The 22,418-nt window shown below is 61.0% G+C and carries 26 protein-coding genes and 3 rRNA genes; 7 read left to right on the top strand and 22 right to left on the bottom strand.

Translation table 11 applies throughout. From position 1 onward, the window contains the following. Positions 1-2: 2 nt before the first annotated feature. From ACQ4W7_RS14705 to ACQ4W7_RS14685, 5 genes are all read right to left on the bottom strand, one after another. Complete coding sequence (locus tag ACQ4W7_RS14705) at positions 3-332, bottom strand: hypothetical protein (RefSeq protein ID WP_436531644.1); 330 nt, start codon at positions 330-332, stop codon at positions 3-5. After that, complete coding sequence (locus ACQ4W7_RS14700; protein ID WP_436531377.1) at positions 332-796, bottom strand: peptidase associated/transthyretin-like domain-containing protein; 465 nt, start codon at positions 794-796, stop codon at positions 332-334. Before ACQ4W7_RS14700 ends, ACQ4W7_RS14705 begins: the two co-directional genes overlap by 1 nt. A gap of 65 nt (positions 797-861) precedes the next feature. After that, positions 862-1,053: a YqaE/Pmp3 family membrane protein gene (locus ACQ4W7_RS14695; RefSeq protein ID WP_152253502.1), complete on the bottom strand. Its 192-nt coding sequence runs from the start codon at positions 1,051-1,053 to the stop codon at positions 862-864. Positions 1,054-1,148: 95 nt separating this feature from the next. Then, positions 1,149-2,015 carry an alpha/beta fold hydrolase gene (locus tag ACQ4W7_RS14690; protein ID WP_426074601.1) on the bottom strand — a complete coding sequence of 289 codons (867 nt, stop codon included), beginning with the start codon at positions 2,013-2,015 and terminating at the stop codon, positions 1,149-1,151. Between the two features lie 21 nt (positions 2,016-2,036). Then, a complete protein-coding gene (locus ACQ4W7_RS14685) occupies positions 2,037-2,930 on the bottom strand; it encodes a LysR family transcriptional regulator (RefSeq protein WP_436531374.1) in 894 nt (297 codons plus the stop codon). A 126-nt stretch (positions 2,931-3,056) separates the two neighbouring features. Here ACQ4W7_RS14685 and ACQ4W7_RS14680 point away from each other — a divergent pair, with 126 nt between their 5' ends. Next, on the top strand, positions 3,057-3,806 hold the full coding sequence (locus tag ACQ4W7_RS14680; protein ID WP_436531372.1) for a sulfite exporter TauE/SafE family protein: 750 nt from the start codon (positions 3,057-3,059) through the stop codon (positions 3,804-3,806). Next, positions 3,803-4,051: a GNAT family N-acetyltransferase gene (locus tag ACQ4W7_RS14675; protein WP_436531370.1), complete on the top strand. Its 249-nt coding sequence runs from the start codon at positions 3,803-3,805 to the stop codon at positions 4,049-4,051. Before ACQ4W7_RS14680 ends, ACQ4W7_RS14675 begins: the two co-directional genes overlap by 4 nt. Before the next feature lie 55 nt (positions 4,052-4,106). On the opposite strand, the gene pyrE is transcribed toward ACQ4W7_RS14675, so the two are convergent. After that, positions 4,107-4,769: an orotate phosphoribosyltransferase gene (gene pyrE, locus ACQ4W7_RS14670; protein ID WP_071325453.1), complete on the bottom strand. Its 663-nt coding sequence runs from the start codon at positions 4,767-4,769 to the stop codon at positions 4,107-4,109. A gap of 109 nt (positions 4,770-4,878) precedes the next feature. Here pyrE and ACQ4W7_RS14665 point away from each other — a divergent pair, with 109 nt between their 5' ends. Continuing rightward, positions 4,879-5,655 (top strand): exodeoxyribonuclease III, encoded by a 777-nt coding sequence (locus tag ACQ4W7_RS14665; protein ID WP_426074598.1) that lies wholly within the window; start codon positions 4,879-4,881, stop codon positions 5,653-5,655. Positions 5,656-5,661: 6 nt separating this feature from the next. Here ACQ4W7_RS14665 and ACQ4W7_RS14660 read toward each other — a convergent pair whose 3' ends face one another. The 13 genes from ACQ4W7_RS14660 to ACQ4W7_RS14600 all read right to left on the bottom strand — a co-directional run bounded on the left by ACQ4W7_RS14660 (position 5,662) and on the right by ACQ4W7_RS14600 (position 18,437). Then, on the bottom strand, positions 5,662-6,561 hold the full coding sequence (locus ACQ4W7_RS14660; protein WP_436531367.1) for an RluA family pseudouridine synthase: 900 nt from the start codon (positions 6,559-6,561) through the stop codon (positions 5,662-5,664). 1 nt (position 6,562) lies between these two features. Continuing rightward, positions 6,563-7,465 (bottom strand): M48 family metallopeptidase, encoded by a 903-nt coding sequence (locus tag ACQ4W7_RS14655; RefSeq protein ID WP_426074596.1) that lies wholly within the window; start codon positions 7,463-7,465, stop codon positions 6,563-6,565. Beyond that, the gene (locus ACQ4W7_RS14650) at positions 7,446-8,705 is read right to left on the bottom strand and encodes an AmpG family muropeptide MFS transporter (protein WP_426074595.1); all 1,260 of its coding nucleotides are present in this window, start codon (positions 8,703-8,705) and stop codon (positions 7,446-7,448) included. The genes ACQ4W7_RS14655 and ACQ4W7_RS14650 overlap by 20 nt, the downstream gene beginning before the upstream one ends. Beyond that, on the bottom strand, positions 8,705-9,316 hold the full coding sequence (metW, locus tag ACQ4W7_RS14645) for a methionine biosynthesis protein MetW (RefSeq protein ID WP_070222822.1): 612 nt from the start codon (positions 9,314-9,316) through the stop codon (positions 8,705-8,707). The genes ACQ4W7_RS14650 and metW overlap by 1 nt, the downstream gene beginning before the upstream one ends. Then, entirely contained in the window at positions 9,313-10,512 is a 1,200-nt protein-coding gene (metX, locus tag ACQ4W7_RS14640; protein WP_426074594.1) for a homoserine O-succinyltransferase MetX, read from the bottom strand. Before metX ends, metW begins: the two co-directional genes overlap by 4 nt. Before the next feature lie 133 nt (positions 10,513-10,645). Continuing rightward, entirely contained in the window at positions 10,646-12,388 is a 1,743-nt protein-coding gene (ptsP, locus tag ACQ4W7_RS14635) for a phosphoenolpyruvate--protein phosphotransferase (RefSeq protein ID WP_426074593.1), read from the bottom strand. A gap of 44 nt (positions 12,389-12,432) precedes the next feature. Next, positions 12,433-12,702, bottom strand: coding sequence for an HPr family phosphocarrier protein (locus ACQ4W7_RS14630; RefSeq protein WP_034749416.1), 270 nt, complete (start codon positions 12,700-12,702; stop codon positions 12,433-12,435). Between the two features lie 92 nt (positions 12,703-12,794). Further along, on the bottom strand, positions 12,795-13,199 hold the full coding sequence (locus tag ACQ4W7_RS14625; RefSeq protein WP_426074675.1) for a PTS sugar transporter subunit IIA: 405 nt from the start codon (positions 13,197-13,199) through the stop codon (positions 12,795-12,797). Positions 13,200-13,201: 2 nt separating this feature from the next. After that, positions 13,202-14,170, bottom strand: a complete 969-nt coding sequence (gene gshB, locus ACQ4W7_RS14620) for a glutathione synthase (protein WP_436531363.1) — start codon at positions 14,168-14,170, stop codon at positions 13,202-13,204. A 96-nt stretch (positions 14,171-14,266) separates the two neighbouring features. Beyond that, positions 14,267-15,565, bottom strand: a complete 1,299-nt coding sequence (gene gshA / locus ACQ4W7_RS14615; protein WP_436531361.1) for a glutamate--cysteine ligase — start codon at positions 15,563-15,565, stop codon at positions 14,267-14,269. A 204-nt stretch (positions 15,566-15,769) separates the two neighbouring features. Beyond that, positions 15,770-17,308: an ammonium transporter gene (locus ACQ4W7_RS14610; protein ID WP_436531359.1), complete on the bottom strand. Its 1,539-nt coding sequence runs from the start codon at positions 17,306-17,308 to the stop codon at positions 15,770-15,772. A gap of 11 nt (positions 17,309-17,319) precedes the next feature. Next, positions 17,320-17,658 carry a P-II family nitrogen regulator gene (locus tag ACQ4W7_RS14605; protein WP_010393464.1) on the bottom strand — a complete coding sequence of 113 codons (339 nt, stop codon included), beginning with the start codon at positions 17,656-17,658 and terminating at the stop codon, positions 17,320-17,322. 11 nt (positions 17,659-17,669) lie between these two features. Continuing rightward, complete coding sequence (locus ACQ4W7_RS14600) at positions 17,670-18,437, bottom strand: TorF family putative porin (RefSeq protein WP_426074589.1); 768 nt, start codon at positions 18,435-18,437, stop codon at positions 17,670-17,672. Positions 18,438-18,706: 269 nt separating this feature from the next. On the opposite strand from ACQ4W7_RS14600, the gene ACQ4W7_RS14595 reads away from it, so the two are divergent. The 4 genes from ACQ4W7_RS14595 (at position 18,707) to ACQ4W7_RS14580 (ending at position 21,721) form a co-directional block, all read left to right on the top strand. Continuing rightward, entirely contained in the window at positions 18,707-18,955 is a 249-nt protein-coding gene (locus ACQ4W7_RS14595) for an accessory factor UbiK family protein (RefSeq protein WP_046683506.1), read from the top strand. A 111-nt stretch (positions 18,956-19,066) separates the two neighbouring features. After that, positions 19,067-20,587: a YifB family Mg chelatase-like AAA ATPase gene (locus tag ACQ4W7_RS14590; protein ID WP_436531357.1), complete on the top strand. Its 1,521-nt coding sequence runs from the start codon at positions 19,067-19,069 to the stop codon at positions 20,585-20,587. A gap of 64 nt (positions 20,588-20,651) precedes the next feature. Continuing rightward, complete coding sequence (locus ACQ4W7_RS14585) at positions 20,652-21,197, top strand: hypothetical protein (RefSeq protein WP_436531355.1); 546 nt, start codon at positions 20,652-20,654, stop codon at positions 21,195-21,197. A 179-nt stretch (positions 21,198-21,376) separates the two neighbouring features. Then, positions 21,377-21,721 (top strand): DUF1840 domain-containing protein, encoded by a 345-nt coding sequence (locus ACQ4W7_RS14580; protein ID WP_426074586.1) that lies wholly within the window; start codon positions 21,377-21,379, stop codon positions 21,719-21,721. Positions 21,722-21,781: 60 nt separating this feature from the next. On the opposite strand, the gene rrf (ACQ4W7_RS14575) is transcribed toward ACQ4W7_RS14580, so the two are convergent. The 3 genes from rrf (ACQ4W7_RS14575) to ACQ4W7_RS14565 form a co-directional block, all read right to left on the bottom strand. Then, a 5S ribosomal RNA gene (gene rrf, locus ACQ4W7_RS14575) occupies positions 21,782-21,894 on the bottom strand. A 180-nt stretch (positions 21,895-22,074) separates the two neighbouring features. Next, positions 22,075-22,187, bottom strand: a 5S ribosomal RNA gene (rrf, locus tag ACQ4W7_RS14570). 154 nt (positions 22,188-22,341) lie between these two features. Continuing rightward, positions 22,342-22,418 (bottom strand): 23S ribosomal RNA (locus ACQ4W7_RS14565); the annotation flags it as partial.

Raw genomic sequence — 22,418 nt, 5'->3', positions numbered from 1 at the left:
GGTCAGTTGATGACGAAGGCCAGCACCACGGCGCCCAGCGCCAGCAGGGCCAGGCCGCAAAGGAACAGCAGCTCGCCCCACCATTCGTAGCGCAAGCGCGACTGGCCGGGGCGCAGCGACATGAACGAGAGCACCGCGCTGACGAGAAAGACGATGGCATCGATGGCGAGCAGCTTGTCGATGGCCACGCGCACCTCGCCGCGCGGCGCCAAGTGCCCGATCGACAGCACCGTCATGCATACGCCGACCATCGTCGCCGACGTGGGCAGTATATGCGTTGACAAGCCCCGCGCCGACAAGCCCCGGTCTGGCGCCTTGCCGTCGCCCGGCATCAAGGCTGGCCCTGGTTCGTTCCCGGCGGCCAGACCAGCTCCACGCGCGCGGACGATCCCGCCTTGACCTGCACCTTGCGTTCCAGAGTCTTGCCGGCCAGGGTGGCGCGCAGGGTGTAGCTGCCTGGCGCCAGTTTCGCCAGCAGGAACGGCCCGCTGGCCGTCGTTTCCAGCGCCAGCGCGCCCTTGGCGTCGCGTATCTCCAGCTTCACGTCGGAGGCAAATTCCGCCTTGCCCGCCGCCTGCACGGAAAACACCAAGCTCAAAGGCCATTGCCGGCTGGCGCTCTTGATGGCAGTCGACTCATCGAGGCCGATGCCGCCGCTCAGGTACTCCACCGCCCCGCTCTTTTGCACGGGCGGCAAGGCGCTATCGGTCTGCGCCTGCGCCGCACTTCCCAGCAACAGCCCGGCGGCCAGCATTGCCGCCGCCAGGCTCAAGGTACTGCGTCTGTCTGGTGCCATTTCACTCTCCTCATGTTGCTTGAATCAAGATAGAAAGCGCAGCTTAAACAGGGCTTAGATGGCCATCAGCGCCGGCGCATGGCCTCGGCGATCTTCTGGTCCGTCTTGTACTGGCTCAGCGCATACACGGCCCAGATCGTCGCTGGCAGCCAGCCGATCAAGGTGATTTGCAGGATCAGGCAAATGATGCCGGCAATGGGGCGACCAATGGTGAAAAAGGTCAGCCACGGAAATATCAGGGCAATCAACAAGCGCATCGTTCGTTCCTTGAGTATTCCCCTGTGCCGCGGGGACCGGGCCGGCATGCGCCGACGGTGAATTCAGATAAACCGATTATAACGATACTGGCGCCTCAAGGCGCTACGGGTGCCAGCAGTTTCTCCATCCACGCGAGGATTGCGGCGAAGATCACGTCGCGGTTCACTTCATTAAAATTCTCATGGTAATTGGCCGGATAGTAGTGATAGTCGAGCAGGCCCTCGGGCACGCTGCGCAGCAGGCTTTCCGTGGCGCGGCTGTCGGCCAGCTTGTCGTCGCCCGCCACCACGGCGAACAGGGGGAAGCGCCAATCCGACAAGCCGCCCGCCAGTTCCTTTTGCGCCGACGTCAAGGCATGGGCAAAGCGCACCGACGCCGCACTGGCGCGGATGCCGTCGCGCTCGTCCTGGAAATGGCGCGCGGTGATGGTTTGATCGTGCGTCAGCAGCATGGTCAGATTCCCCAGCGGTACCTTCATCGTGGGGTAGCGCCTGGCCAGCCAGCCAGACAGCATCTGCAGCACCTTCGGCACGGGAATCGCATTCACGTAATACGGCGACGAGATGATGAAGCCCCGGATGGCCGGATCGCCCGCGAAACGGCGCAGCCCCAGGTGGGTGGCAATCAGGCCGCCCATGGAATGGCCCATGACGAAAATCGGCAAGCCCGGATACGTCTGCTTGACCCAGGCGAGGAACCGCTCCTCGTCGTCGAGGAAGGCCTCGAACGAAGGTATATCAACCTTGCGCTTGCCATCGTGGCCCACCATGTCGAAGCTGACGGTGGCGATGCCGTGCTGGCGGAAGTACAGCGCTGGCGTGACATAGTCGCCCGCATGCGCCATGCCGCCGTGGATCGCCAGGATCACGGCGCGAGGGTGTTGTGGCTGCCAGATGTGGATGGGCCGCTCGACCTGGTCGCTGCACTGCAGGCTGCCCATCTTGTCTTCTGAAAAACGCATCGCTGCTCCTGTCATACCCTGTCACGCTTTCAGATGATCGATCAACTGGCGCGCATACAGGGGTAATTCACTGAACTGGCGCACGCAGATCGTTAGATTGCGTACCGACCAGGGATCGGATAATTCCAGGCAGCGCAGCGCCATCGTTTGCTGGCAGCGGCTGGCCGCCGCCAGTGGCACCACACTGATGCCCACGCCACTGGCCACCATGCGGCACACGGCATCGAAACTGCGCAAGCGCACGCGCACCTTCAACGGACGGCCCAGACGCGCCGCATGCATGCCAAGGTACTGCTGCATCGCGCTGTCGTCGGCCAGGCCGATGAAATCGTGATCCAGCAGCGTGGAGAACGCGACGACGCCATCCTGTCCGAGCGCGCGGTGATGCACGCCGTCGGCCGCGGCGATGACCACCAGCCGGTCGGGGCGAAATAAAAACGTCTGCAAGCCGCGCATGTCGACCGAATCGGAGACGATGCCCATGTCGGCCAGCCCTTCCGAGACGGCCTTGACGATATCGTAACTGAGGCGCTCTTCCAGGTCGATGGTCAAATTCGGATGGCGGTCGAGGAAAGCGCCCAGCGCCTCGGGCAGGAACTCGCTGAGCGCCGCCGTATTGCACAGCAGCCGCAACTGCCCTTTCAAACCCCGCGCAAATTCACCAAGCTCACCGCGCATTTTCTCCATTTGCTGCAGCACCAGGCGCGCGTGATGCAGCAAAGTCTGGCCCACGGGGGTCGGTTCCACGCCGCGCCGCCCGCGCAGCAGCAGGGGCATGCCCAGCATCTCTTCCATGCCGCGCACGCGCGCACTGCTTGAGGCCAGCGCCAGATGACTGCGCGCGGCGCCCGCCGTCAGGCTGCCCGCTTCCACCACGTTGACAAACAGCTGCAAATCGACCAGATCAAAGCGCATGGCAGCTCCCCTTTTCGCCATCTTATCAGCCTTCGGCTATCACTTAGGCTGACTCAACATAATCCACCTTGGCGAAAGTCGCGGGCAAGCGCAGAATCCACACAAAATTACTGCGGAATAAAAAAGATGGAGACGTCATTCCTGCTGGCCGTCGGCGCCAGCTTCCTCATCGCTGGCTTCGTCAAGGGCGTAGTCGGACTGGGCTTGCCGACGGTGGCCATGGGCACGCTCAGCCTTGTCATGCCACCCGTGCAGGCGGCGGCCCTGCTGATCGTGCCATCGATGGTGACGAATGTCTGGCAGCTGGCGGCCGGCCCCGGCCTGCGCACCCTGCTCCTGCTGCGGCGTTTGTGGCCCATGCTGGCGGCAATCATGGCGGGCACCCTGGCGGGCGGCGCCCTGCTGCAGAGCGACAGCGGCACCTGGGCCGTCGTCGCGCTGGGCGTGGCGCTGATGCTGTACGCGCTGGCGGGACTATTCTCGCTGCAGTTGCGGGTGCCGGCGCGGCACGAGACCTGGCTGGGGCCCTTAGCGGGCGCCGCGACGGGGCTGGTGACGGCCGCCACCGGCGTGTTCGTGATCCCCGCCGTGCCGTATCTGCAGGGACTGGGCCTGGCGCGCGATGCACTGGTGCAGGCGCTGGGCCTGGCGTTTACCGCATCGACCGTGGCGCTGGCGGCCAGCCTGGCCTTGCACGGTGACTTCAGTCTCGGCGCGGCCGGCGCTTCCGCGTATGCGCTGCTGCCGACGCTGGCCGGCATGCTGGCCGGCCAATGGCTGCGCGGACGCATCGCGCAACAAGTGTTCAAGCGGTGCTTTTTTGTCGGCCTGTTCGCCCTGGGCCTGCATGCGGCACTCAAGCCATGGCTGGCATGATGCACATCGATTGGCAAGGGGACAGCGCGCTGTGCGCGTGGATCGACGGCCAGCAAGTGGCCATGCTAGACATCAGCAAGTGCGCGAACGGGGTGACGGTGAACATGCTGTTCGTGAAACCGCCGTTCCGGCGGCGCGGCATCGGCGGCGCGCTGTTGCGGCGGCTATTGCAATGCCACCCGCAAGCCGGCGCCGCCTGCAGCGACCCGCGGCTGCGGGCGCTGCAGGAAAGTAGCGCGACTTAAAGTGCTCAGGGCAAGGCGCGGTGCGGCAACGCGTTGCAACGCCGCCATGGGCGCTTTAAATGCCGTAGCGGGTGCGGTACGCGGAAACAGCCTCTTTATGTTTCAGCAGTTCCGGATCGGCGCCAGCGCCATTCAGGTAACCGAACAAATCGTCCAGGTTGCCGATCGAGATGACGGGAATGCCATACTGTTTCGACACTTCCTGCACCGCCGAACTTGGCGACAGCTGGCCGTCCGGGCCAGAACGCTCCATGCGGTCCAGGGCAATCAGCACGGCGCATGGCTCGGCGCCAGCGGCACGGATCATGTCCACCGATTCGCGCACCGAGGTGCCCGCCGAGATCACATCGTCAATGATGACGACTTTGCCATGCAGCTTGGCGCCGACGATGGTGCCGCCTTCGCCATGGTCCTTGGCTTCCTTGCGGTTGAAGGCGAACGAGGTGTTGCGGCCCTTGCCTGCCAGCGCCACGGCGGTGGCCGACGCCAGGGTGATGCCCTTGTAGGCGGGGCCAAACAGCATGTCGAATTCGACGCCCGAGTCGAGCAGGGTCTGCGCGTAGAACTGCGCCAGCTCGGCCAGCGTGGCGCCGTCATGGAACAGGCCCGCATTGAAGAAGTATGGCGATGATCGCCCGGCCTTGGTGGTGAACTCGCCAAACCGCAAGACTCCCTTGGATACTGAAAACGCGATAAACTGCTGGCGTAAATTATTCACATTAGCCTCATTTTTTAAAAGTGCCTGTATTTTAATCCGCGCGCAGCGGCGAGACAATCGCCATGCCGCGCCCGCCGGCCCCGTCCAGCGCCCTTTTCACTCTCACTCTATGCCAAAAATTATCTCCGCCAACCTGAACGGCATCCGTTCCGCCGCCAAAAAAGGCTTTTTCAACTGGATGGGCACGCAAACGGCCGATTTCATCTGCGTGCAGGAATTGAAGGCGCAGTTGCCCGACATGACGCCCGAATTCCTCAACCCGCACGGCTACCATGGCCACTTTCACTATGCCGAGAAAAAAGGGTATTCGGGAACGGGCGTGTACAGCAAGGTCGAGCCGGACGCCGTGCATATCGGTTTCGGCAGCCCCGAATTCGATGCCGAAGGCCGCTACGTGCGCTGTGATTTTGGCAAGCTGTCCGTCATTTCCGTGTACTGCCCGTCCGGTTCGTCCGGCCCGGAACGCCAGGAAGCCAAGTTCCGCTTCATGGAGCTGTTCCTGCCGCACCTGCTGGAATTGAAGGCGTTAGGGCGCGAAGTGATCATCTGCGGCGACTGGAATATCGCCCACCATGAAATCGACCTGAAAAACTGGAAGGGCAACAAGAAAAATTCCGGCTTCCTGCCGGAAGAGCGCGCATGGCTGACGCGCGTCTTCGACGAAGTGGGCTTTGTCGACGTGCACCGCGGCCTGGACAAGCGCGAAGACCAGTACACCTGGTGGAGCAACCGGGGCCAGGCCTACGCGAAGAACGTGGGCTGGCGCATCGACTACCATGTCGCCACGCCCGGCATCGCAGCCCAGGCGCATACGGTCAACGTCTACAAGGACGAGCGTTTTTCCGACCACGCGCCCTTGATCATCGATTACACCATCAAGGCGTAAGCTCCGCTACAGGCTGCGCCGGCTTTCAAAGTGGCGCGGCTCGCCGCTCAAAGGGTCCGTGAAATCGATCGCCCGCGCCAGCAGCTGCAGCGGGTGCGACATGTCGTCTTCCTTGCACGGCAGGGCCAGCGGATAAAACGCATCGTTGACAATGGGGATACCGAGTGACGCCAGATGCACGCGCAGCTGGTGCTTGCGCCCCGTGTGTGGCTGCAGCCGGTACAGGTTTACCTCGCCGCGCTCTTCGATGATGTCGATGACGGTTTCCGAATTCGGCTCCCCCGCTTCCTCGCGCATGAGAAAAAACTGCGCGCCTTCGACCATGCGGCTGCGGTAGGTAAATGGAAAATCGCGGCCATCGAGGCGCGGCGCCAGCGCCTCATACGTCTTGCGCACTTCACGGCGCTGGAACAGCGACTGGTAGGCGCCACGGCTGGCTACCTGGCGCGAAAAAATCACCACGCCGGCCGTCTCGCGGTCAAGGCGGTGGATAGGCGTCAGGTCGGCGCTATCGAGCTGCTTCTTCAGGCGCGTCAGCAGGGTCTCTTGCACGAAGCGCCCGGCTGGCGTCATGGGCAGAAAATGCGGCTTGTCGACCACCACCAGGTGTTCATCCTGAAACAGGATCTCTTCCTGGAAGGGGATCGGCGTTTCGCACTCCAGCTCGCGGTAGTAAAAAATGCGCATGCCGCGCCGGTATGCGCTGTCCGGTCCCAGCACGGCGCCGTCGCCGTTGACCACTTCACCGCGCGCCATGCGGTCTTGCCACTGCGCGGCGCTGATCTGCGGATAACGTTCGAGCAGAAACGACAGCATGTCCGGCCACTGCCCCTCCGGCAGCCACAGATAGCTGGGCGCGACGCCGTCGCGCAGGGGCAGCGGCGCAGGGCCGCTACGGGAAGACATCCTAGCGCTGCGCGATGGCGTTGCTGCGGTAGGGCGGCAAGGCATCCACGCTGACGCCCTTGCTGCGCGCGTACAGCGGCAGCACTTGTGCCATATGGCTGTTCATCTGCGAGATGCGGTCCTTGCCCGATGGGTGCGTCGAGAGGAATTCCGGCGGCGCGCCCGCGCTCACCGCCGCCATCTTCTGCCACAGGATGACGCCGGCGCGCGGATCGAAACCGGCGCGCGCGGCCAGGTCCATGCCGATCAAGTCCGCTTCGCGTTCATCGTCGCGCGAGAATTTCAGCATCACGCCCTTGGCTGCCATGTTAGTGGCGGTGCTGGTCAGGTTCGGATCGACACCGAGCCAAGCCGACAGGCCGGCGCCGGCCAGCTTGGCGCCAACGGCGGCCAGGTTGCCCTTGCCTGCCTGCGCCTGCGAGTGTTCGCGCAAGGCGTGCGAAATTTCATGCCCCATGACGACGGCCACTTCATCGTCGGTCAGGTTCAGCTTGGTGATAATGCCGCTGTAAAAAGCGATCTGCCCACCCGGCATGCAAAAAGCGTTGACCTCGTCCGAGTTGAGCAGGTTGATCTGCCAGTTCCAGTTGGCCGCCGCCTCGTTCCAGCGCGTGGCGAACGGGATGATGCGTTGGGCGATGGCGCGCAGGCGCTTGACCTGCGGATCGCTGTCCGGCACCAGCGCATTCTTTTCCTTCGCTTCGTTGACCAGCTGCGTATATTGCTGCTTCGATTGTGCATTGAAATCGGCACCGCCGGCAAAGATGCGCGTGGTCGACAAAGGGCGCACCTTGATGCCATCCTGTATCGTCGCCTGCTGGGCGAAGACTGACATCGGCGCGAGCGCGGTGGCTGCGCACAGGCTGGCCAGGACGGTGTAACGTTTAAGGGATATTGGTGCCATTGGCAGACCTCCATGGAGCGATTTTAGGCAGCATCATCATGGCCGGAAAGGCCAGGAAGAAGCAAACGATGAAAAACGAGAACCAGCCCAGCTCGGCGACCAGGAAACCCACCGAGGCGTTGATCAGAGTGCGCGGCACGGCACTCAGGCTGGAAAACAGTGCATATTGCGTCGCCGTGTAGCGCGGGTCCGTGGTGCGCGACAGGAACGCGACAAAGGCGGCCGCACCCAGGCCCAGGCTGGCGAAGGCTTCAAAACCGATCACGGCGCTCAATAGCATGGTGTTCGGTCCCACCTGCGCCAGCCAGGCAAAGCCGAGAATCGCGATGGCCTGCAGCGCGCCGAACACCCACAGGCCCCGGTTGATGCCCAGCTTGAGCATCCATATGCCGCCCACCACGCCGCCGGCCAGGCTGGCCCAGAAACCCGTGGTATTGGCGGCCAGGCCGATCTGCGTCATGCTAAAACCCAGGTCGAGATAAAACTTCGTCGCCAGCGCCGTGGCCATGCTGTCACCGATTTTGTAGAGTAATACGAAAGCGAGGATCCACATTGCGTTACGCCAACCATCACGCGCGATGAATTCCTGGAACGGTAAGATGATCGCTTCGCGCATGGTCTTCGGCGGCGAGCCATACACGGTCGGCTCCCTGATCAGCAAGGTGCAGACCAAGCCCGGCAACATGAAGGCAGCCGTGATCCAGAAGACGGGCTGCCATGGCATGCGGTCGGCCAGGATCAGCGACAGCGCACCCGGTACCATGCCCGCCACCTTATACGCGTTGACGATGACGGCGGCGCCCAGTCCCTGCTCGTTATCGGCAAGGATTTCGCGCCGGTAGGCGTCGATGACGATGTCCTGGCTGGCCGACAGGAAGGCGACGCCGCCGGCGGCGGCTGCGATCAGGCCGATCTGCGTCAGCGGGTCGAGCATGCCCATGCCGCCGATGGCAAAAAACAGTGCCACTTGCGTCAGCGCCATCCAGCCGCGCCGGCGTCCCAGTCCCAGGACGCGGTAGCGGTCCATCAGGGGCGCCCACAGGAATTTCCAGATATACGGAAACTGCACCAGAGCGAACAGCCCCAACGCTTTCACATTCAAGCCCGACTTGGCCAGCCAAGCCTGCAACAAATACAACAGGATGAACAGCGGCAGGCCGGAACTGAAGCCCAGCACCAGCACGGCCAGCATGCGGCCATTGGCATAGGAACGCCATCCCGGCGCCGGGCTTGTCGTCATCAATGCACCGCTTTTTTACGCAGGCGGAAGACGGCCAGGTCGCCGCGCAGGTTCGGCAGCACGGAGACCATCTTGCCTTCGGCCAGGGCCACGCATTCGATCACTTCCAGGCCGCATTCCTCGGCCAGCTCGCGGAAGTCGTTGATGGTTGCGCAGCGCACGTTGGGCGTGTCGTACCACTGGTACGGCAGCGATTTCGACACGGGCATGCGCCCTTTCAGCAATGCCACGCGGTGCGGCCAGTAGGCGAAGTTGGGGAATGAGACGATGGCCTCGGCGCCCACACGCACGATGTCGCGCAGCAGCGGCTCGACCTGCTTCATCATCTGCAGCGACGACAGGCACAGCACCGTATCGAAACTGTTGTCGCCAAAGATGGCCAGGCCTTTTTCCATGTCTTGCTGGATCACGTTCACGCCGCGCAGGGTGCTGGCCAGCACCTTGTCGTCGGCGATCTCGATGCCATAGCCGCTGCATTCCTTGTCGCTTTGCAGGTACTGCAGCATCACGCCTTCGCCGCAGCCCACGTCCAGCACATGCGCGTTATTCGGCACCCAGTGGGCGATGAAGGCCAGGTCGGGGCGCAGCGCGCTCAATTCGTCAAAAGTCATGCGGTCTCCTTCGCGCCATGGCGGACGGCGGTGTGCTGTGCAGAAGCGGGCAAGCCCGCCCCGATGTCGTTCCATACCTGGCCATAATAGGCGCGCACCATATTCATGTAACGCGGGTCTTCCAGCAGGAAGGCGTCGTGGCCGTGCGGCGCGTCGATTTCCGCATAGGTCACCTGGCGGCGGTTGCACACCAGCGCCTCGACGATTTCGCGGCTGCGCTCGGGCGAGAAGCGCCAGTCTGTGGAAAACGAGGCGAGGAAGAATTTGGCCTTGGTGCCCGACAGGGCCTTGGCCAAGTCGCCGCCATGCGCGCGCGCCGGGTCGAAGTAGTCGAGCGCCTTGGTAATCAGCAGATAGGTGTTCGCGTCAAAGTACTCGGAAAACTTGTCGCCCTGGTAGCGCAAATACGATTCGATCTCGAAATCGATGCCGAAGCCGAATTTGTAATCGCCCGTCTGCGCCGCGTCGCGCAGCTTGCGGCCGAATTTCTCGGCCATGTCATCGTTCGACAGATACGTGATGTGGCCCACCATGCGCGCCACGCGCAAGCCGTTCTTCGGTACCACGCCATGCGCATAAAAATCGCCGCCCCGGTAATCGGGGTCGGACAGGATGGCCTGGCGCGCCACGTCATTGAAGGCGATATTTTGCGCCGACAGTTTGGCCGTCGAGGCGATCACCACGCAGTGGCGCAGCCGCTCGGGGAACATGATGCTCCACGCCAATGCCTGCATGCCGCCCAGGGAGCCGCCCATCACGGCGGCGAACTGGCGAATGCCCAGTTCATCGGCCAGGCGCGCCTGCGCGCTGACCCAGTCTTCCACCGTGACGACGGGGAAAGAAGCGCCATACGGCTTGCCGGTGGCGGGATTGATGTGCATGGGGCCCGTCGAGCCGAAGCAGGAGCCAAGGTTGTTGACGCCGATGACGAAGAATTTGTCCGTGTCGAGCGGCTTGCCGGGACCGACCATATTGTCCCACCAGCCCGTGCTCTTCGGCTCGTCGGCATACACGCCGGCCACGTGATGCGAGGCATTCAAGGCGTGGCAGACCAGCACCGCGTTCGATTTGTCGGCGTTCAGGGTGCCGTAGGTTTCATACATCAACATATAGTCCCGCAGCGATGCTCCGCTTTGCAGCTGCAGGGGTTGCGCAAAATACATGGTTTGCGGCGAAACAATTCCAATGGATGACATGTGTGTCGGTTTATAAAGGGGGTGGCCCCGCGGGCCATGGTCGATGCAGCACCGCGATGATAGGTTCTGCAACTTTAACACCAGGAGACATCTTGCCGCGCGCGATGTCTTCTGGTGCTGATAACGCGACAGTTTACATGAGCTGCAACTGTTGTACTGCTTCCGCGATCACATTTGGTTCCATGGAACGCATAATTTTGCGCATTTGTGGTGCGATCAGGCCCAGGTCGCTGTTGAGGATCTCTTGCTTGACCGCCAACAACTGGGCCGGATGCATGGAAAACTCGCGCAGTCCCATGCCCAGCAGCAGACGCGTGAGCTTTACGTCGCCCGCCATTTCGCCGCAGACGGCCACGTCGATGCCCGCCTTGTGGCCGGCGGTAATCGTCATGGAGATCAGTTGCAGTACGGCCGGGTGCAGCGGATTGTACAAATGCGCCACCTCGTAGTCGACGCGGTCGATGGCCAGGGTGTACTGGATCAGGTCATTCGTGCCGATCGACAGGAAATCCATGCGCTTGACGAACATGGGCAGGGCCAGCGCCGCAGCAGGAATCTCGATCATGGCGCCCACTTCGACGGCGTCGTCGAACTTGACGCCCTCCTCGCGCAGGCTGGCCTTGGCCTGCTCTATCATGGCCAGCGACTGGTCGATCTCGAAGGCATGCGCCAGCATCGGGATCAGAATGCGCACCTTGCCGAAAGCCGAGGCACGCAGAATCGCGCGCAGCTGCGTCAGGAATAGCTGCGGCTCGGCCAGACAGTAACGGATGGCGCGCAAGCCCAGGGCGGGATTCAAGGCCGTATGGTCGGACTGGTCGAGCGGCTTGTCGGCGCCGATGTCGAGCGTGCGGATGGTCACCACGCGCCCTTTCATCGACTGCACCGTGTTGCGGTAGGCCTCGAATTGCTCGTCCTCGGTAGGAATCTTGTGGGCGCGGCCCATGAACAGGAATTCGGAGCGGAACAGGCCCACGCCGCTGGCGCCCGATTCCAGCGCAAACGCGCAATCTTCGGGCAATTCGATATTGGCCAGCAGGGTAACGGGGGTGCCGCATCGGGTGACGGCCGGCGTCTTTTTCAGCTTGCCCAGCTTCTTGCGCGCGCGCTGCATGGCCACTTGGCGCTCGCGGTACTGCTCCAGCACCAGCGCGCTGGGGTTGGCGATGACGACGCCAGCGTCGCCGTCGATGATCAGCCAGTCGTCCTGCTCGATCAGCATCGACGCCTGCGACATGCCGACGGCGGCCGGGATATCCAGGCTGCGCGCGACGATGGCCGTGTGAGAGTTCTGTCCGCCCACGTCGGTAATGAAGCCGATGAAGGAACGGTCGCGGAACTGCAGCATGTCGGCCGGCGAAATATCGTGAGCGACAACGATCATTTGCGCCAGCAATTCATCTTCGGCGGCCGCCTTGGGCAGCAGCTGTTCGGTGCCCAGCAAGACCTTCAGCACGCGTTCGGCCACTTGCTGGATATCGGCCTTGCGCTCGCGCAGATACGGGTCTTCGATTTCGTCGAACTGCGCCGACAATTCATCGATTTGCGTCAGCAGCGCCCATTCGGCGTTGTAGTGGCGCGAACGAATGATGTCGAGCGGCGCTTCGGCGATCAGCGGGTCCGACAGGATCAGCGCATGCACGTCGATGAACGCACCCAGCTCGGTGGGCGCATCTTTCGGCAGCTCGTTCCACAGGGTTTGCAGCTCTTTGTGGACCGCGGCGATGGCGTTTTGCAAGCGCTGGACTTCGGCTTCGATCTGCTCCTGGGCGACCAGGTAATGTTTGACGTCAAGGGCGGCCGGCGCCAGCAGATGCGCGCGGCCAATGGCGATGCCGCGGGAGACCGGGATGCCGTGGAGCGTGAAAGATGCCATGGGGTGACCTGTCGAAATACGGCTGCGGCTGCGTTCGGCGAGCATTACTCGCCTTCGCCAAACCTGTCATTAATCAGGGCGGTGAGCGCATCGACACATGCCTGCTCATCATCGCCCTCGGCTTCCAGGGTCACTTTCGCGCCCTTGCCGGCGGCCAGCATCATTACGCCCATGATGGACTTGGCGTTAATGCGGCGCGCGTTGCGGGTCAGCCAGACATCGCTCTTGAACTTGGCGGCGAGCTGGGTAAATTTGGCGGAGGCGCGTGCGTGCAGTCCCAGCTTGTTGATGATTTCGAGTTCTCTTTGAATCATTTTTGTATGGTCTCTATCCCTGAATGCACTACGCTGATGACAATCTTGGCCTATAAAACCCGCCGCCTTCAGGGCGGCGGCCATGCACTTCCTTATTCGCCCACACGAATGCGGTTATCGACGCGCACGGCGCCGCTTTGCGCACCGGCCAGCGCCATCTCCACCACCACGTCAAGCGTATCGCGGCGATACGTGATGGCGCGCAGCAGCATCGGCAGGCTGATGCCGGCGATGACTTCCACCCGGCCCGCATCGGCCAGCTTGTTGCAGCAGTTCGACGGCGTGCCGCCCTTCACGTCGGTAATCACCAACACGCCGGAGCCTTCGTCGAGGCGGCAGATGGCGTCAGACGCCAGCTTCTGCACTTCCGCCAGGTCCTGGTCGGCGACGACATCGATGGCTTCAAAACGTTCCGTTGGCCCCCGAAACACATGCGCGCAGGCGGCGATGAACGCCTGTCCCAGCGGTGCGTGTGTCATAAGCAAAATCCCTACCATAGTCATTTCACCTTCTGGCGTTGCTGCGCTTGCGCAACGCCATGCTCGACGGCGTCGACAAACATGGCAGCCACGTCAAACCCCGTCTGCTGCATGATTTCCTGGAAGCAGGTCGGGCTGGTGACATTGACTTCCGTCAGATAGTCGCCGATCACGTCCAATCCTACCAGCATCAGACCACGCGCGGCCAGGATCGGGCCCAGTTTTTCAGCGATTTCCAGGTCGCGCGCCGTCAAGGGCTGCGCCACGCCCGTGCCGCCGGCGGCCAAGTTGCCGCGCACTTCGCCCGCCTGCGGGATGCGTGCCAGCGCAAACGGCACCGGCTTGCCGCCGATGACGAGGATGCGCTTGTCGCCCTTGTCGATGTCGGGGATAAAACGCTGCGCCATGATGGTTTGCGCGCCATTCTCGCTCAAGGTCTCGATGATGGCGCCCAGATTCAGGCCATCGGCCTTGACGCGGAAGATGCCTGTGCCGCCCATGCCGTCGAGCGGCTTGAAGATGACGTCCTGGTGCTTGGCGTGGAAGGCGCGCAGGCGCGCTTCGTTCGACGTCACCAGGGTGGGCGAGGTGAATTCGGAAAACTGGGCAATGGCCAGCTTTTCATTGTTGTCGCGGATGGCGGACGGTTTGTTGAAGACGCAGGCGCCCTGCTTTTCCGCCAGCTCCAGCAAATACGTGCCATACACGTATTCCATGTCGAACGGCGGGTCCTTGCGCTCGATGATGGCGTCCAGTGATGACAGGCGTACTTCCTCGGTGGATATCACCTTGTACCAGTCGTGCTCGTCGCCGGTCAGCTCGATGTGCTGTACCAGTGCCGTGACGATGCCCTCTTCCAACGCCATGTCCTTCTGCTCGAAGGCGTAGACGGTGTGACCGCGTTTTGCCGCCTCGCGCATCATGGCGAAGGTGGAATCTTTGTAAGTCTTGAAGCCTGCCAACGGGTCGGCAAGGAATGCAATTTTCATGGTGCGTCCAATCGGGGAGCCTGGATAAGGAATGCTTGATTCTAGCCGAGATCGCCAGGCACGGTAGTCACCGCGCCTGGCAAGTCTCCTTATGAATCAATACACCTCGGGATTCGGGTCCGTGCGCTCCATTTCCAGCGACGCGGCCAGCAAGGCCAGGCGCGCCACTACGCCATACACATAGAAGCGGTTCGGCGCGGCAGTGCCCGGCTTGGCCTTCAAGTCCGGCACGGCATGCTGCTGGGCAAACGCCAGCGGCACATACTGCGAGCCGGGCGCGTTCAGATTCTGATCCACGCCCCGCTCTGCGTGCACACGATAGAAGCCGCCCACCACATACCGATCGATCATGTAGACGACAGGTTCGGCTACCGCATCCTTGATGCTTTCGAACGTGGGCACGCCTTCCTGGATGATCACGTCGGTGACGACCTTGCCATCCTTGACGATGGACATCTTGTCGCGCTGCTTGCGCGACAGGTCGCGCACTTCGCTGGCGTCGCGCACTGTCATGATGCCCGTGCCATACGTGCCAGCATCGGGCTTGACGATGACAAACGGCTTTTCCTTGATGCCGTATTCCTTGTATTTCTTGCGGATCTTGGCCAGCAACACGTCGACGCTGGCGGCCAGCGCATCTTCGCCCTCGCCTTCCTGGAAGTTGACGTCGCTGCACTTGGCGTGGAAGGGGTTGAGCATCCATGGATCGACATCGATCATCTTGCCGAATTTTTTCACTACCTCATCGTAAGCCGCGTAGTGGTTGCTCTTGCGGCGCAAGGCCCAGCCCGCGTGCAGAGGCGGCAGCAAGCTTTGTTCATGAATATTTTGCAAGATATCGGGGATACCGTCCGACAAGTCGTTGTTCAGCAAGATCGTGCACGGATCGAAATCCTTCAAGCCCAGGCGGCGGCCGTTGTTCAGGCGCACGAGGGGCTCGATGACGAGCATGTTGCCATCTGGCAACACCAACGGTGTCGGCTGGGTGATCTCGGGCGACCACGAGCCCAGGCGTACGTGCAGCCCCGTCTGGCGGAAGATCTGCATCAATCGCGCCACATTTTGCAGGTATTGCGGCGTGGTGTTGTGCAATTCCGGCACCATCAGCAGGTTGCGGGCGTCCGGACAATACTTGTCGATGGCGGCCATGGCCGCCTGCACGGACAAGGGCAGCATTTCCGTGGCCAGGTTATGAAAACCGCCAGGGAACAAATTGGTATCGACTGGCGCCAGCTTGTAACCCGCATTGCGCAAGTCTACCGAGCAATAGAAGGGCGGCGTGTGCTCTTGCCACTCCATACGAAACCAGCGCTCAATGGCCGGCGTCGCGGCCAGAATCTTTTTTTCGAGGTCGAGCAGCGGTCCGGTCAGGGCCGTGACGAGATGGGGAACCATAGTTACATCCTTAAATTATGTGCAGTATTCAAAAAAGCACACAGAACTGCCGACTATATTACCGTGTAAGTACCCCAAATCGGGGCAAAAGCCTTGTTTTAAAGACCTTTTCCATTCCCACAACGAAAAAAAGGCACCTCAATGAGGCGCCTCTTCAAGCCAGGCATGCCGCGCCTCGGCGCTGGCATGCCAGATAATGATCATTTAACCATGATATGCCTGCTCGCCATGGCTGGTGATATCGAGGCCTTCGCGCTCTTCTTCTTCCGGTACGCGCAGGCCGATGACGATGTCGACCAGTTTATAGGCGATGACGGAGACCACGGCCGACCAGATGATGGTGGTGCCGACCGCTTGCGTCTGCACCCATACCTGGTGTCCGATGGAGTATGGGTCAGCCGACATCTTGTTGGTGACATAGTCGAAGATGCCTTGACCGCCCAGTTGTGGTGCAGCAAAGACACCCGTCAGCAAAGCACCGAGGATGCCGCCCACGCCATGCACGCCGAACACGTCGAGCGAATCATCGGCGCCGATCAGGCGTTTCAGGCCATTCACGCCCCACAGGCAGACGACACCGGCCAGCAAGCCGATGACCAGGCCACCCATCGGACCGACAAAGCCGGCCGCCGGGGTGATTGCCACCAGGCCGGCAACGGCGCCCGATGCGCCACCGAGCATGGATGGCTTGCCTTTGCTGATCCACTCGCCGAATACCCACGACAGGGTGGCGGCAGCGGTGGCCAGCAGCGTGTTGACGAAGGCCAGGGCAGCCACGTCGCCCGCTTCCAGCGAGGAACCGGCATTGAAACCGAACCAGCCCACCCACAACAGGGAAGCGCCGATCATGGTCATCGTCAGCGAGTGCGGTGCCATCGATTCACGGCCGTAGCCGACGCGTTTGCCGATCATGATCGCGCCCACCAGGCCGGCGACGGCGGCATTGATGTGCACCACGGTGCCGCCGGCGAAGTCCAGCGCGCCTTTTTGCCAGATCCAGCCCGCTTTAAGCGCTTCGCTGGCCGAGGTGGTGGCATTGGTGATCAGGTCAGGGCCGGTCCAGAACCAGACCATGTGGGCCGCTGGCAGGTAGGCGAAGGTGAACCACAGCACGACGAAGGCCAGCACGGCGGCAAACTTGGCGCGCTCGGCAAAGGCGCCGACAATCAGTGCGCAGGTGATGGCGGCAAAGGTGCCCTGGAAAGCGACAAACACGAACTCGGGAATGACGACGCCCTTGCTGAAGGTGGCGGCGGCGGCAAACGTACCCTTGGCCGGATCCCAGATGCCGTTCAGGAACAGGCGGTCGAAGCCACCGAAGAAGGCGGTTTTTTCCGTGAAAGCGATCGAGTAGCCGTAGATGCACCACAGAACGATAACCAGCGCGAACACCATGAACACTTGCATCAGCACCGACAGCATATTCTTCGAGCGCACCAGGCCGCCGTAGAACAGGGCCAGGCCGGGGATGGTCATCAAGATCACCAGCAAGGTGCTGATCATCATGAAACTGGTGTCGCCCTTGTTGGCGACGGGCGCGGCGGCTGGCACGGCAGCGGCCGGGGCCGGAGCGGCAGCAGCCGGTGCTGCGGCGTCAGGAACAGGCGTCACGGCGGGAACGGCGACGGCAGTGGTCGTAGCCGCTTCCGTCTTGGCGGGCGCATCGGCAAAGCTCGGCGTGGCAACGCCAAACGCACACAGGCAGGCTATCCCGGCGAGCAATTTTGTTATATTTTTATGCATCAATATTCCCCTTAGAGCGCTTCGTTGCCGGTTTCACCGGTACGGATGCGGATAACCTGTTCCAGGTTGTACACGAAAATCTTGCCATCGCCGATTTTACCGGTACGCGCGGCACCTTCGATCGCTTCGATGGCCTGGTCGACAATGGCGTCATCGACGGCCGCTTCAATCTTGGTCTTTGGCAAGAAATCGACGACATACTCAGCGCCACGGTACAGTTCCGTGTGACCTTTCTGGCGGCCGAAACCTTTCACTTCGGTGACGGTAATGCCTTGCACATTGATAGCCGACAAAGCTTCGCGTACTTCGTCCAGTTTGAACGGTTTAATGATTGCAGTAATCATTTTCATGGCAGTCTCGCTTAAAAGGTTTTGGACACGGTCAGCACGAGACCGGATTTCGCCAGATTCTTGCCATTCGGTGCCAGTGATACGATATTGGCCTTGACGGCAGCCAGGGAAACGGTCGCCACGCCAAAGTCCTTGGTCACGCCGATCTTGACATCGTTATAGCTGAGGGAATCGTTGTGCTCGACTTTCTGGCGGCCCACGTGCACGTTCATGATATAGCCGTCAATCAGGTCGAAGTTGCCGCCCACGTCAAGATAGCCGCTATTCTTGCTGTCGGCGACGCCGAACAGATTGGTGGTCGAATGCGAGTACTTGATATACAACGGGCCGTAGCCGAGCTGGCCGTACAGCTCGAAAGTGTTGGCATTGGTGCTCAGTCCATTCGAAGGATAGAAATAGTACAGACCGCCCACGTCATAGGTAAAATCCTTGCTGATCTCGCCACGCTTGCCGCCGTAGATATCCCATTCCAGATTGGTATCGCCGCCGCCGTCCTTGATCCATTTGATGCTCGACAGCCAGGTGCCCACATACAGGCCCGTTGGGTTATGGGTATAGTCGGCACCACCGCTGATGGCCGGTTTCAAGCGGCTTTGCGAGATGCCGCGGTAACGGTAGTCGCTGGTCAGCGCCACGTTGTAGCTCACCACGTTATCAGGTACGGCTTCGGCTGCAGCAGGCACCGCCAATGCATCCTGGGCCATGACGCTACCGCACAAGGCGGTCATGGCCAGCGTCAACGCAGCTACTAAAGTCATGTTCTTGGACAGATTCTTCATGGCGATTCCCTTTTATTGAACTTTTAAAGCGGTTGAGGTTTAAAATCTTGGCTGGAGATCACAAAGCGTTCATCATTTCTTTAGCAGAATACGTGCCAGCTCGCTTGCCACCTTGACAGGTGCATTTCCGTCCACACATACCCTGCACACCGCCAGGAATGCGGATACGGACTGCTGAAGCACAATGAACCGCCCAGTTTCGCACCAGATTAACGCCGCTGTGCACCGCAATGGTGCGATGCACAGGCCGCACCATAAAAGGACTGACCATGGACATGAATACATTCTTTAACGACTTGCAAGGCAAGATCCATCAAGCCATCGAAAACTCGCCGGCCAAGGATATCGAGAAAAATGTGAAATCGATGATGACCCAGGGCTTCGCCCGCCTCGATCTCGTCACGCGCGAGGAATTCGATATCCAGGCGCAAGTGCTGGCCAAGACCCGCGCCAAACTGGACGCACTGGAATTACGCCTGATCGAACTGGAAACGCGCCTGAACGAGTCCAAGGCGTAAGGTGCGGCCGGCAAGGCCCCGTTATTGACGGCCTTGCTGGCATACATCAAGCCTGATGGCGTTGCAAGCGCTAGACTGATCTTGCCCGCGCCCGCGCCACAGGGGAGTCTGATGAGTCTGGCCGTCCTGAAAAGCCGCGCCCTGGCCGGCATGGAGGCGCCCGAGGTAAGTGTCGAAGTTCACCTTGCCAATGGCTTGCCGTCCTTTACCATTGTCGGCCTGCCGGATACGGAAGTGAAGGAATCGCGCGACCGCGTTCGGGCCGCGTTGCAAAACTGCGGCTTTGACATGCCGGCGCGGCGCATCACGGCCAATCTGGCGCCGGCAGACTTGCCCAAGGAATCAGGCCGCTTCGACTTGCCGATTGCGCTGGGCATCCTGGCCGCCTCCGGCCAGTTGCCGGGCGACCAACTGCAGCACTACGAATTTGCAGGCGAACTGTCGCTTTCGGGCCAGTTGCGCCCCATCCGCGGCGCCCTGGCCATGACCTTTGCCATGCAGCGCAGTCAATCGGGCGCGCCACGCGCCTTCATCCTGCCGCAAGCGAACGCGGACGAAGCGGCGCTGGTCAGCGATGCCTGCATCTATCCCGCCCACAGCCTGCTTGAAGTTTGCGCGCATTTTGCCGCGCCCGCCAGCCAGAACGCGCTGCAGCGCCATCACCCCCTACTGGCAGCGCACGCTTTTGCGTATCCCGACTTTGCCGATGTGCAGGGGCAGTTGCAAGCGCGACGCGCACTGGAAGTGGCGGCCGCGGGCGGCCATAACATCTTGATGGTGGGACCGCCGGGCGCGGGCAAGACCATGTTGGCCAGCCGCTTCCCCGGCGTGCTGCCCCCCATGAGCGATGAAGAGGCACTGGAATCGGCCGCAGTTCATTCGCTGGGCGGCCACTTCAAGGTGGAACACTGGAAACGTCGTCCCTATCGTGCCCCGCACCAGACGGCGTCCGGCGTGGCCCTGGTGGGCGGCGGCAACCTGCCGCGCCCGGGAGAAATCTCACTGGCCCACTGCGGCGTGCTGTTTCTCGATGAAATCGCCGAATTCCAGCGCCGGGTGCTCGATGTGCTGCGCCAACCCATGGAATCGGGCGTCATCAGCATTTCGCGCGCGGCCCGCCAGGCCGAATTTCCTGCCCGCTTTCAATTGATCGCCGCCATGAATCCCTGCCCGTGCGGCTATCTGGGCCACGCTTCTGGCCGTTGCCGCTGCACGCCCGACGCCGTGCTGCGCTATCACAGTCGCCTGTCCGGCCCGCTGCTCGACCGTATCGACCTGCAAATTGAAGTTGCCGCCATGCCGCCGGCGGCGCTGGGGCGACATGCAGGCGCCGGCGAAAGTACGCAAGCCATCGCCTCCCGGGTCGCCGCAGCCTTTGCCTTGCAACTGGCACGCCAGGGAAAATCAAACCAGCGCCTGAGCAACATGGAAATTGAACAGCATTGTCGCCTGGAGCCACATGGCGAACTGTTGTTGCATGGCGCCATGACGCGCCTGCACTGGTCGGCCCGCACCTACCACCGGGTTCTGCGCGTGGCGCGCAGCATCGCGGATCTGGCGGACAGCTCCGCCATCACGCCGCCGCATGTCGCCGAAGCGATCCAGTACCGGCGCGTACTGCGCGAGATATAAGGCGGCCAGTGACCGCCACACGTGCGCGATTGCGCGTGACTGGCGGCGCTGCTACCATCTGCTGATGAAAAAAACATCACTCTCCCTCTTCCTGGCCGCGCTCGCAACAGCTTGCACGCTCTCCGCCTGCAGTCCAAAATTCGACTGGCGCGACTATCGCAGCCCCGACGCCCAGTTCACGGCCCTGTTTCCAGGCAAGCCGGCCGTGCTGACACGCGAAATCGATCTGGATGGCAAGAAAGTCAGCCTGACCATGACAGCCAGCGAGGTTGATGGCAATACCTTCGCCATCGGCAGCGCCGTACTCGACAGCCCAGAACAGGCGCAAGCGGCCCTGCCCGCCATGCAGACTGCCCTGTTGAAAAATATCAATGGCGTCGTGCGCAGCGAAAAACTGGCCTCGGCTGCCAGCAGCACAGCGGCCGGCAGCCATCAACGCAGTTCGCTGAGCGTCGAAGCGACTGGCACACAGCAAGGCAAACCCGTCTTGCTGGTCGGGCGTTTTGTGGCGCAGGACAAACGCATCTTCCAGGTCATCATTCTCGGTGAAGAAAGCAAGCTGTCACGTGACACCATCGATACTTTCATGGATTCAGTCAAACTGGATTAAAACTTAATGATCGCTTAAACGGGTGTTTTCACGGTCAGCATGCCCTTGTAAATACGTGTGTTGTCCAACAATTGACAGTATCCAGCTTGCAAATATGCAATCCGGGTAATCGGACGGCCTGTGCGACACCCAAGTCGTGATATTGTTTCGACACTAATGACAAGTTTCAGAAAGCGCCTATGTTGATCTCATTCAAATCCAAATCTTCCCCTGAAGTGCTGATGTACCAGGAACATGCCCAGCGTATCCTCGACATCCTGCACAAGAACCCCACGCGCGGCGTCATCACGCCAGCGGAAGCAGGCGATGCCCTGGCCTTGCTGGAAAAAGAAGTCACGGAAAGTAAATTACATCCGGAAAATGACATCGAACACGATGCGCATACGCCGGAAACTCTGGAAGATGGCGAAACAGGCACCCATGCGCGCGCGCAGAAAGTGCATTTTTCGCAGCGCGCCTACCCACTGATGGAAATGCTGCGCGCGGCCAAGGCGGAAGGTGAAAGCATCACCTGGGGAATCTAGTCCGATGAATGCTGCAGACGAAAAAAAACCCCGCACACGCGGGGTTTTTTTATATAACAAGCCTGACGATAACCTACTTTCACACTGGTTGCAGCACTATCATCGGCGCAGAGTTGTTTCACGGTCCTGTTCGGGATGGGAAGGTGTGGGACCAACTTGCTATGGTCATCAGGCATAACTTTTTCAACAGCCTGCTCCCAACGGGGCAGCAAACCATCTGATCTGAGGAGGCGAATTATATAGGAATTTGCCTGAAGATGGGACTAAAAATGGCGCTTTTATAGTGAATAAACCACCAGACTAAAAAAAACCCGACCATTTCTGATCGGGTTTTTCTCTACTGCGAATAACAAGCCTGACGATAACCTACTTTCACACTGGTTGCAGCACTATCATCGGCGCAAAGTTGTTTCACGGTCCTGTTCGGGATGGGAAGGGGTGGGACCAACTTGCTATGGTCATCAGGCATAACTTGTACTGACGCTTGTTCTCGGTGGAGCAACAAGGCCATGAATCTGGAAGAAGTGTCGATTATTTACTGAGATGTTACTTGGGTAATGACTGCGTTATCAACAACACACAACATGTACTTTCTCATCCTCTGTACCTGCTAAGGTTATAGGGACAAGCCGTACGGGCAATTAGTACTGGTTAGCTTAATGCATTACTGCACTTCCACACCCAGCCTATCAACGTC

The organism is Janthinobacterium algoris (assembly GCF_051380935.1).
Classification (GTDB): Bacteria; Pseudomonadota; Gammaproteobacteria; order Burkholderiales; family Burkholderiaceae_D; genus Janthinobacterium.
Note: the sequence above shows the minus strand (reverse complement) of the source record. Positions and strands in the feature narration are given on the sequence as shown.

Coding starts and splice junctions, on each gene's coding strand:
- ACQ4W7_RS14600 (WP_426074589.1), bottom strand. CDS start 18,437: ATGAAGAATCTGTCCAAGAACATGACTTTAGTAGCTGCGTTGACGCTG.
- gshB (WP_436531363.1), bottom strand. CDS start 14,170: ATGAAAATTGCATTCCTTGCCGACCCGTTGGCAGGCTTCAAGACTTAC.
- ACQ4W7_RS14660 (WP_436531367.1), bottom strand. CDS start 6,561: ATGTCTTCCCGTAGCGGCCCTGCGCCGCTGCCCCTGCGCGACGGCGTC.
- ACQ4W7_RS14625 (WP_426074675.1), bottom strand. CDS start 13,199: ATGGTAGGGATTTTGCTTATGACACACGCACCGCTGGGACAGGCGTTC.
- ACQ4W7_RS14685 (WP_436531374.1), bottom strand. CDS start 2,930: ATGCGCTTTGATCTGGTCGATTTGCAGCTGTTTGTCAACGTGGTGGAA.
- ACQ4W7_RS14595 (WP_046683506.1), top strand. CDS start 18,707: ATGGACATGAATACATTCTTTAACGACTTGCAAGGCAAGATCCATCAA.
- ACQ4W7_RS14680 (WP_436531372.1), top strand. CDS start 3,057: ATGGAGACGTCATTCCTGCTGGCCGTCGGCGCCAGCTTCCTCATCGCT.
- ACQ4W7_RS14665 (WP_426074598.1), top strand. CDS start 4,879: ATGCCAAAAATTATCTCCGCCAACCTGAACGGCATCCGTTCCGCCGCC.
- ACQ4W7_RS14580 (WP_426074586.1), top strand. CDS start 21,377: ATGTTGATCTCATTCAAATCCAAATCTTCCCCTGAAGTGCTGATGTAC.
- ACQ4W7_RS14630 (WP_034749416.1), bottom strand. CDS start 12,702: ATGATTCAAAGAGAACTCGAAATCATCAACAAGCTGGGACTGCACGCA.
- ACQ4W7_RS14655 (WP_426074596.1), bottom strand. CDS start 7,465: ATGGCACCAATATCCCTTAAACGTTACACCGTCCTGGCCAGCCTGTGC.
- ACQ4W7_RS14590 (WP_436531357.1), top strand. CDS start 19,067: ATGAGTCTGGCCGTCCTGAAAAGCCGCGCCCTGGCCGGCATGGAGGCG.
- metW (WP_070222822.1), bottom strand. CDS start 9,316: ATGACTTTTGACGAATTGAGCGCGCTGCGCCCCGACCTGGCCTTCATC.
- ACQ4W7_RS14650 (WP_426074595.1), bottom strand. CDS start 8,705: ATGACGACAAGCCCGGCGCCGGGATGGCGTTCCTATGCCAATGGCCGC.
- ACQ4W7_RS14585 (WP_436531355.1), top strand. CDS start 20,652: ATGAAAAAAACATCACTCTCCCTCTTCCTGGCCGCGCTCGCAACAGCT.
- ACQ4W7_RS14605 (WP_010393464.1), bottom strand. CDS start 17,658: ATGAAAATGATTACTGCAATCATTAAACCGTTCAAACTGGACGAAGTA.
- ACQ4W7_RS14690 (WP_426074601.1), bottom strand. CDS start 2,015: ATGCGTTTTTCAGAAGACAAGATGGGCAGCCTGCAGTGCAGCGACCAG.
- ACQ4W7_RS14675 (WP_436531370.1), top strand. CDS start 3,803: ATGATGCACATCGATTGGCAAGGGGACAGCGCGCTGTGCGCGTGGATC.
- ACQ4W7_RS14705 (WP_436531644.1), bottom strand. CDS start 332: ATGCCGGGCGACGGCAAGGCGCCAGACCGGGGCTTGTCGGCGCGGGGC.
- ACQ4W7_RS14695 (WP_152253502.1), bottom strand. CDS start 1,053: ATGCGCTTGTTGATTGCCCTGATATTTCCGTGGCTGACCTTTTTCACC.
- ptsP (WP_426074593.1), bottom strand. CDS start 12,388: ATGGCATCTTTCACGCTCCACGGCATCCCGGTCTCCCGCGGCATCGCC.
- ACQ4W7_RS14700 (WP_436531377.1), bottom strand. CDS start 796: ATGGCACCAGACAGACGCAGTACCTTGAGCCTGGCGGCGGCAATGCTG.
- gshA (WP_436531361.1), bottom strand. CDS start 15,565: ATGGTTCCCCATCTCGTCACGGCCCTGACCGGACCGCTGCTCGACCTC.
- metX (WP_426074594.1), bottom strand. CDS start 10,512: ATGTCATCCATTGGAATTGTTTCGCCGCAAACCATGTATTTTGCGCAA.
- ACQ4W7_RS14610 (WP_436531359.1), bottom strand. CDS start 17,308: ATGCATAAAAATATAACAAAATTGCTCGCCGGGATAGCCTGCCTGTGT.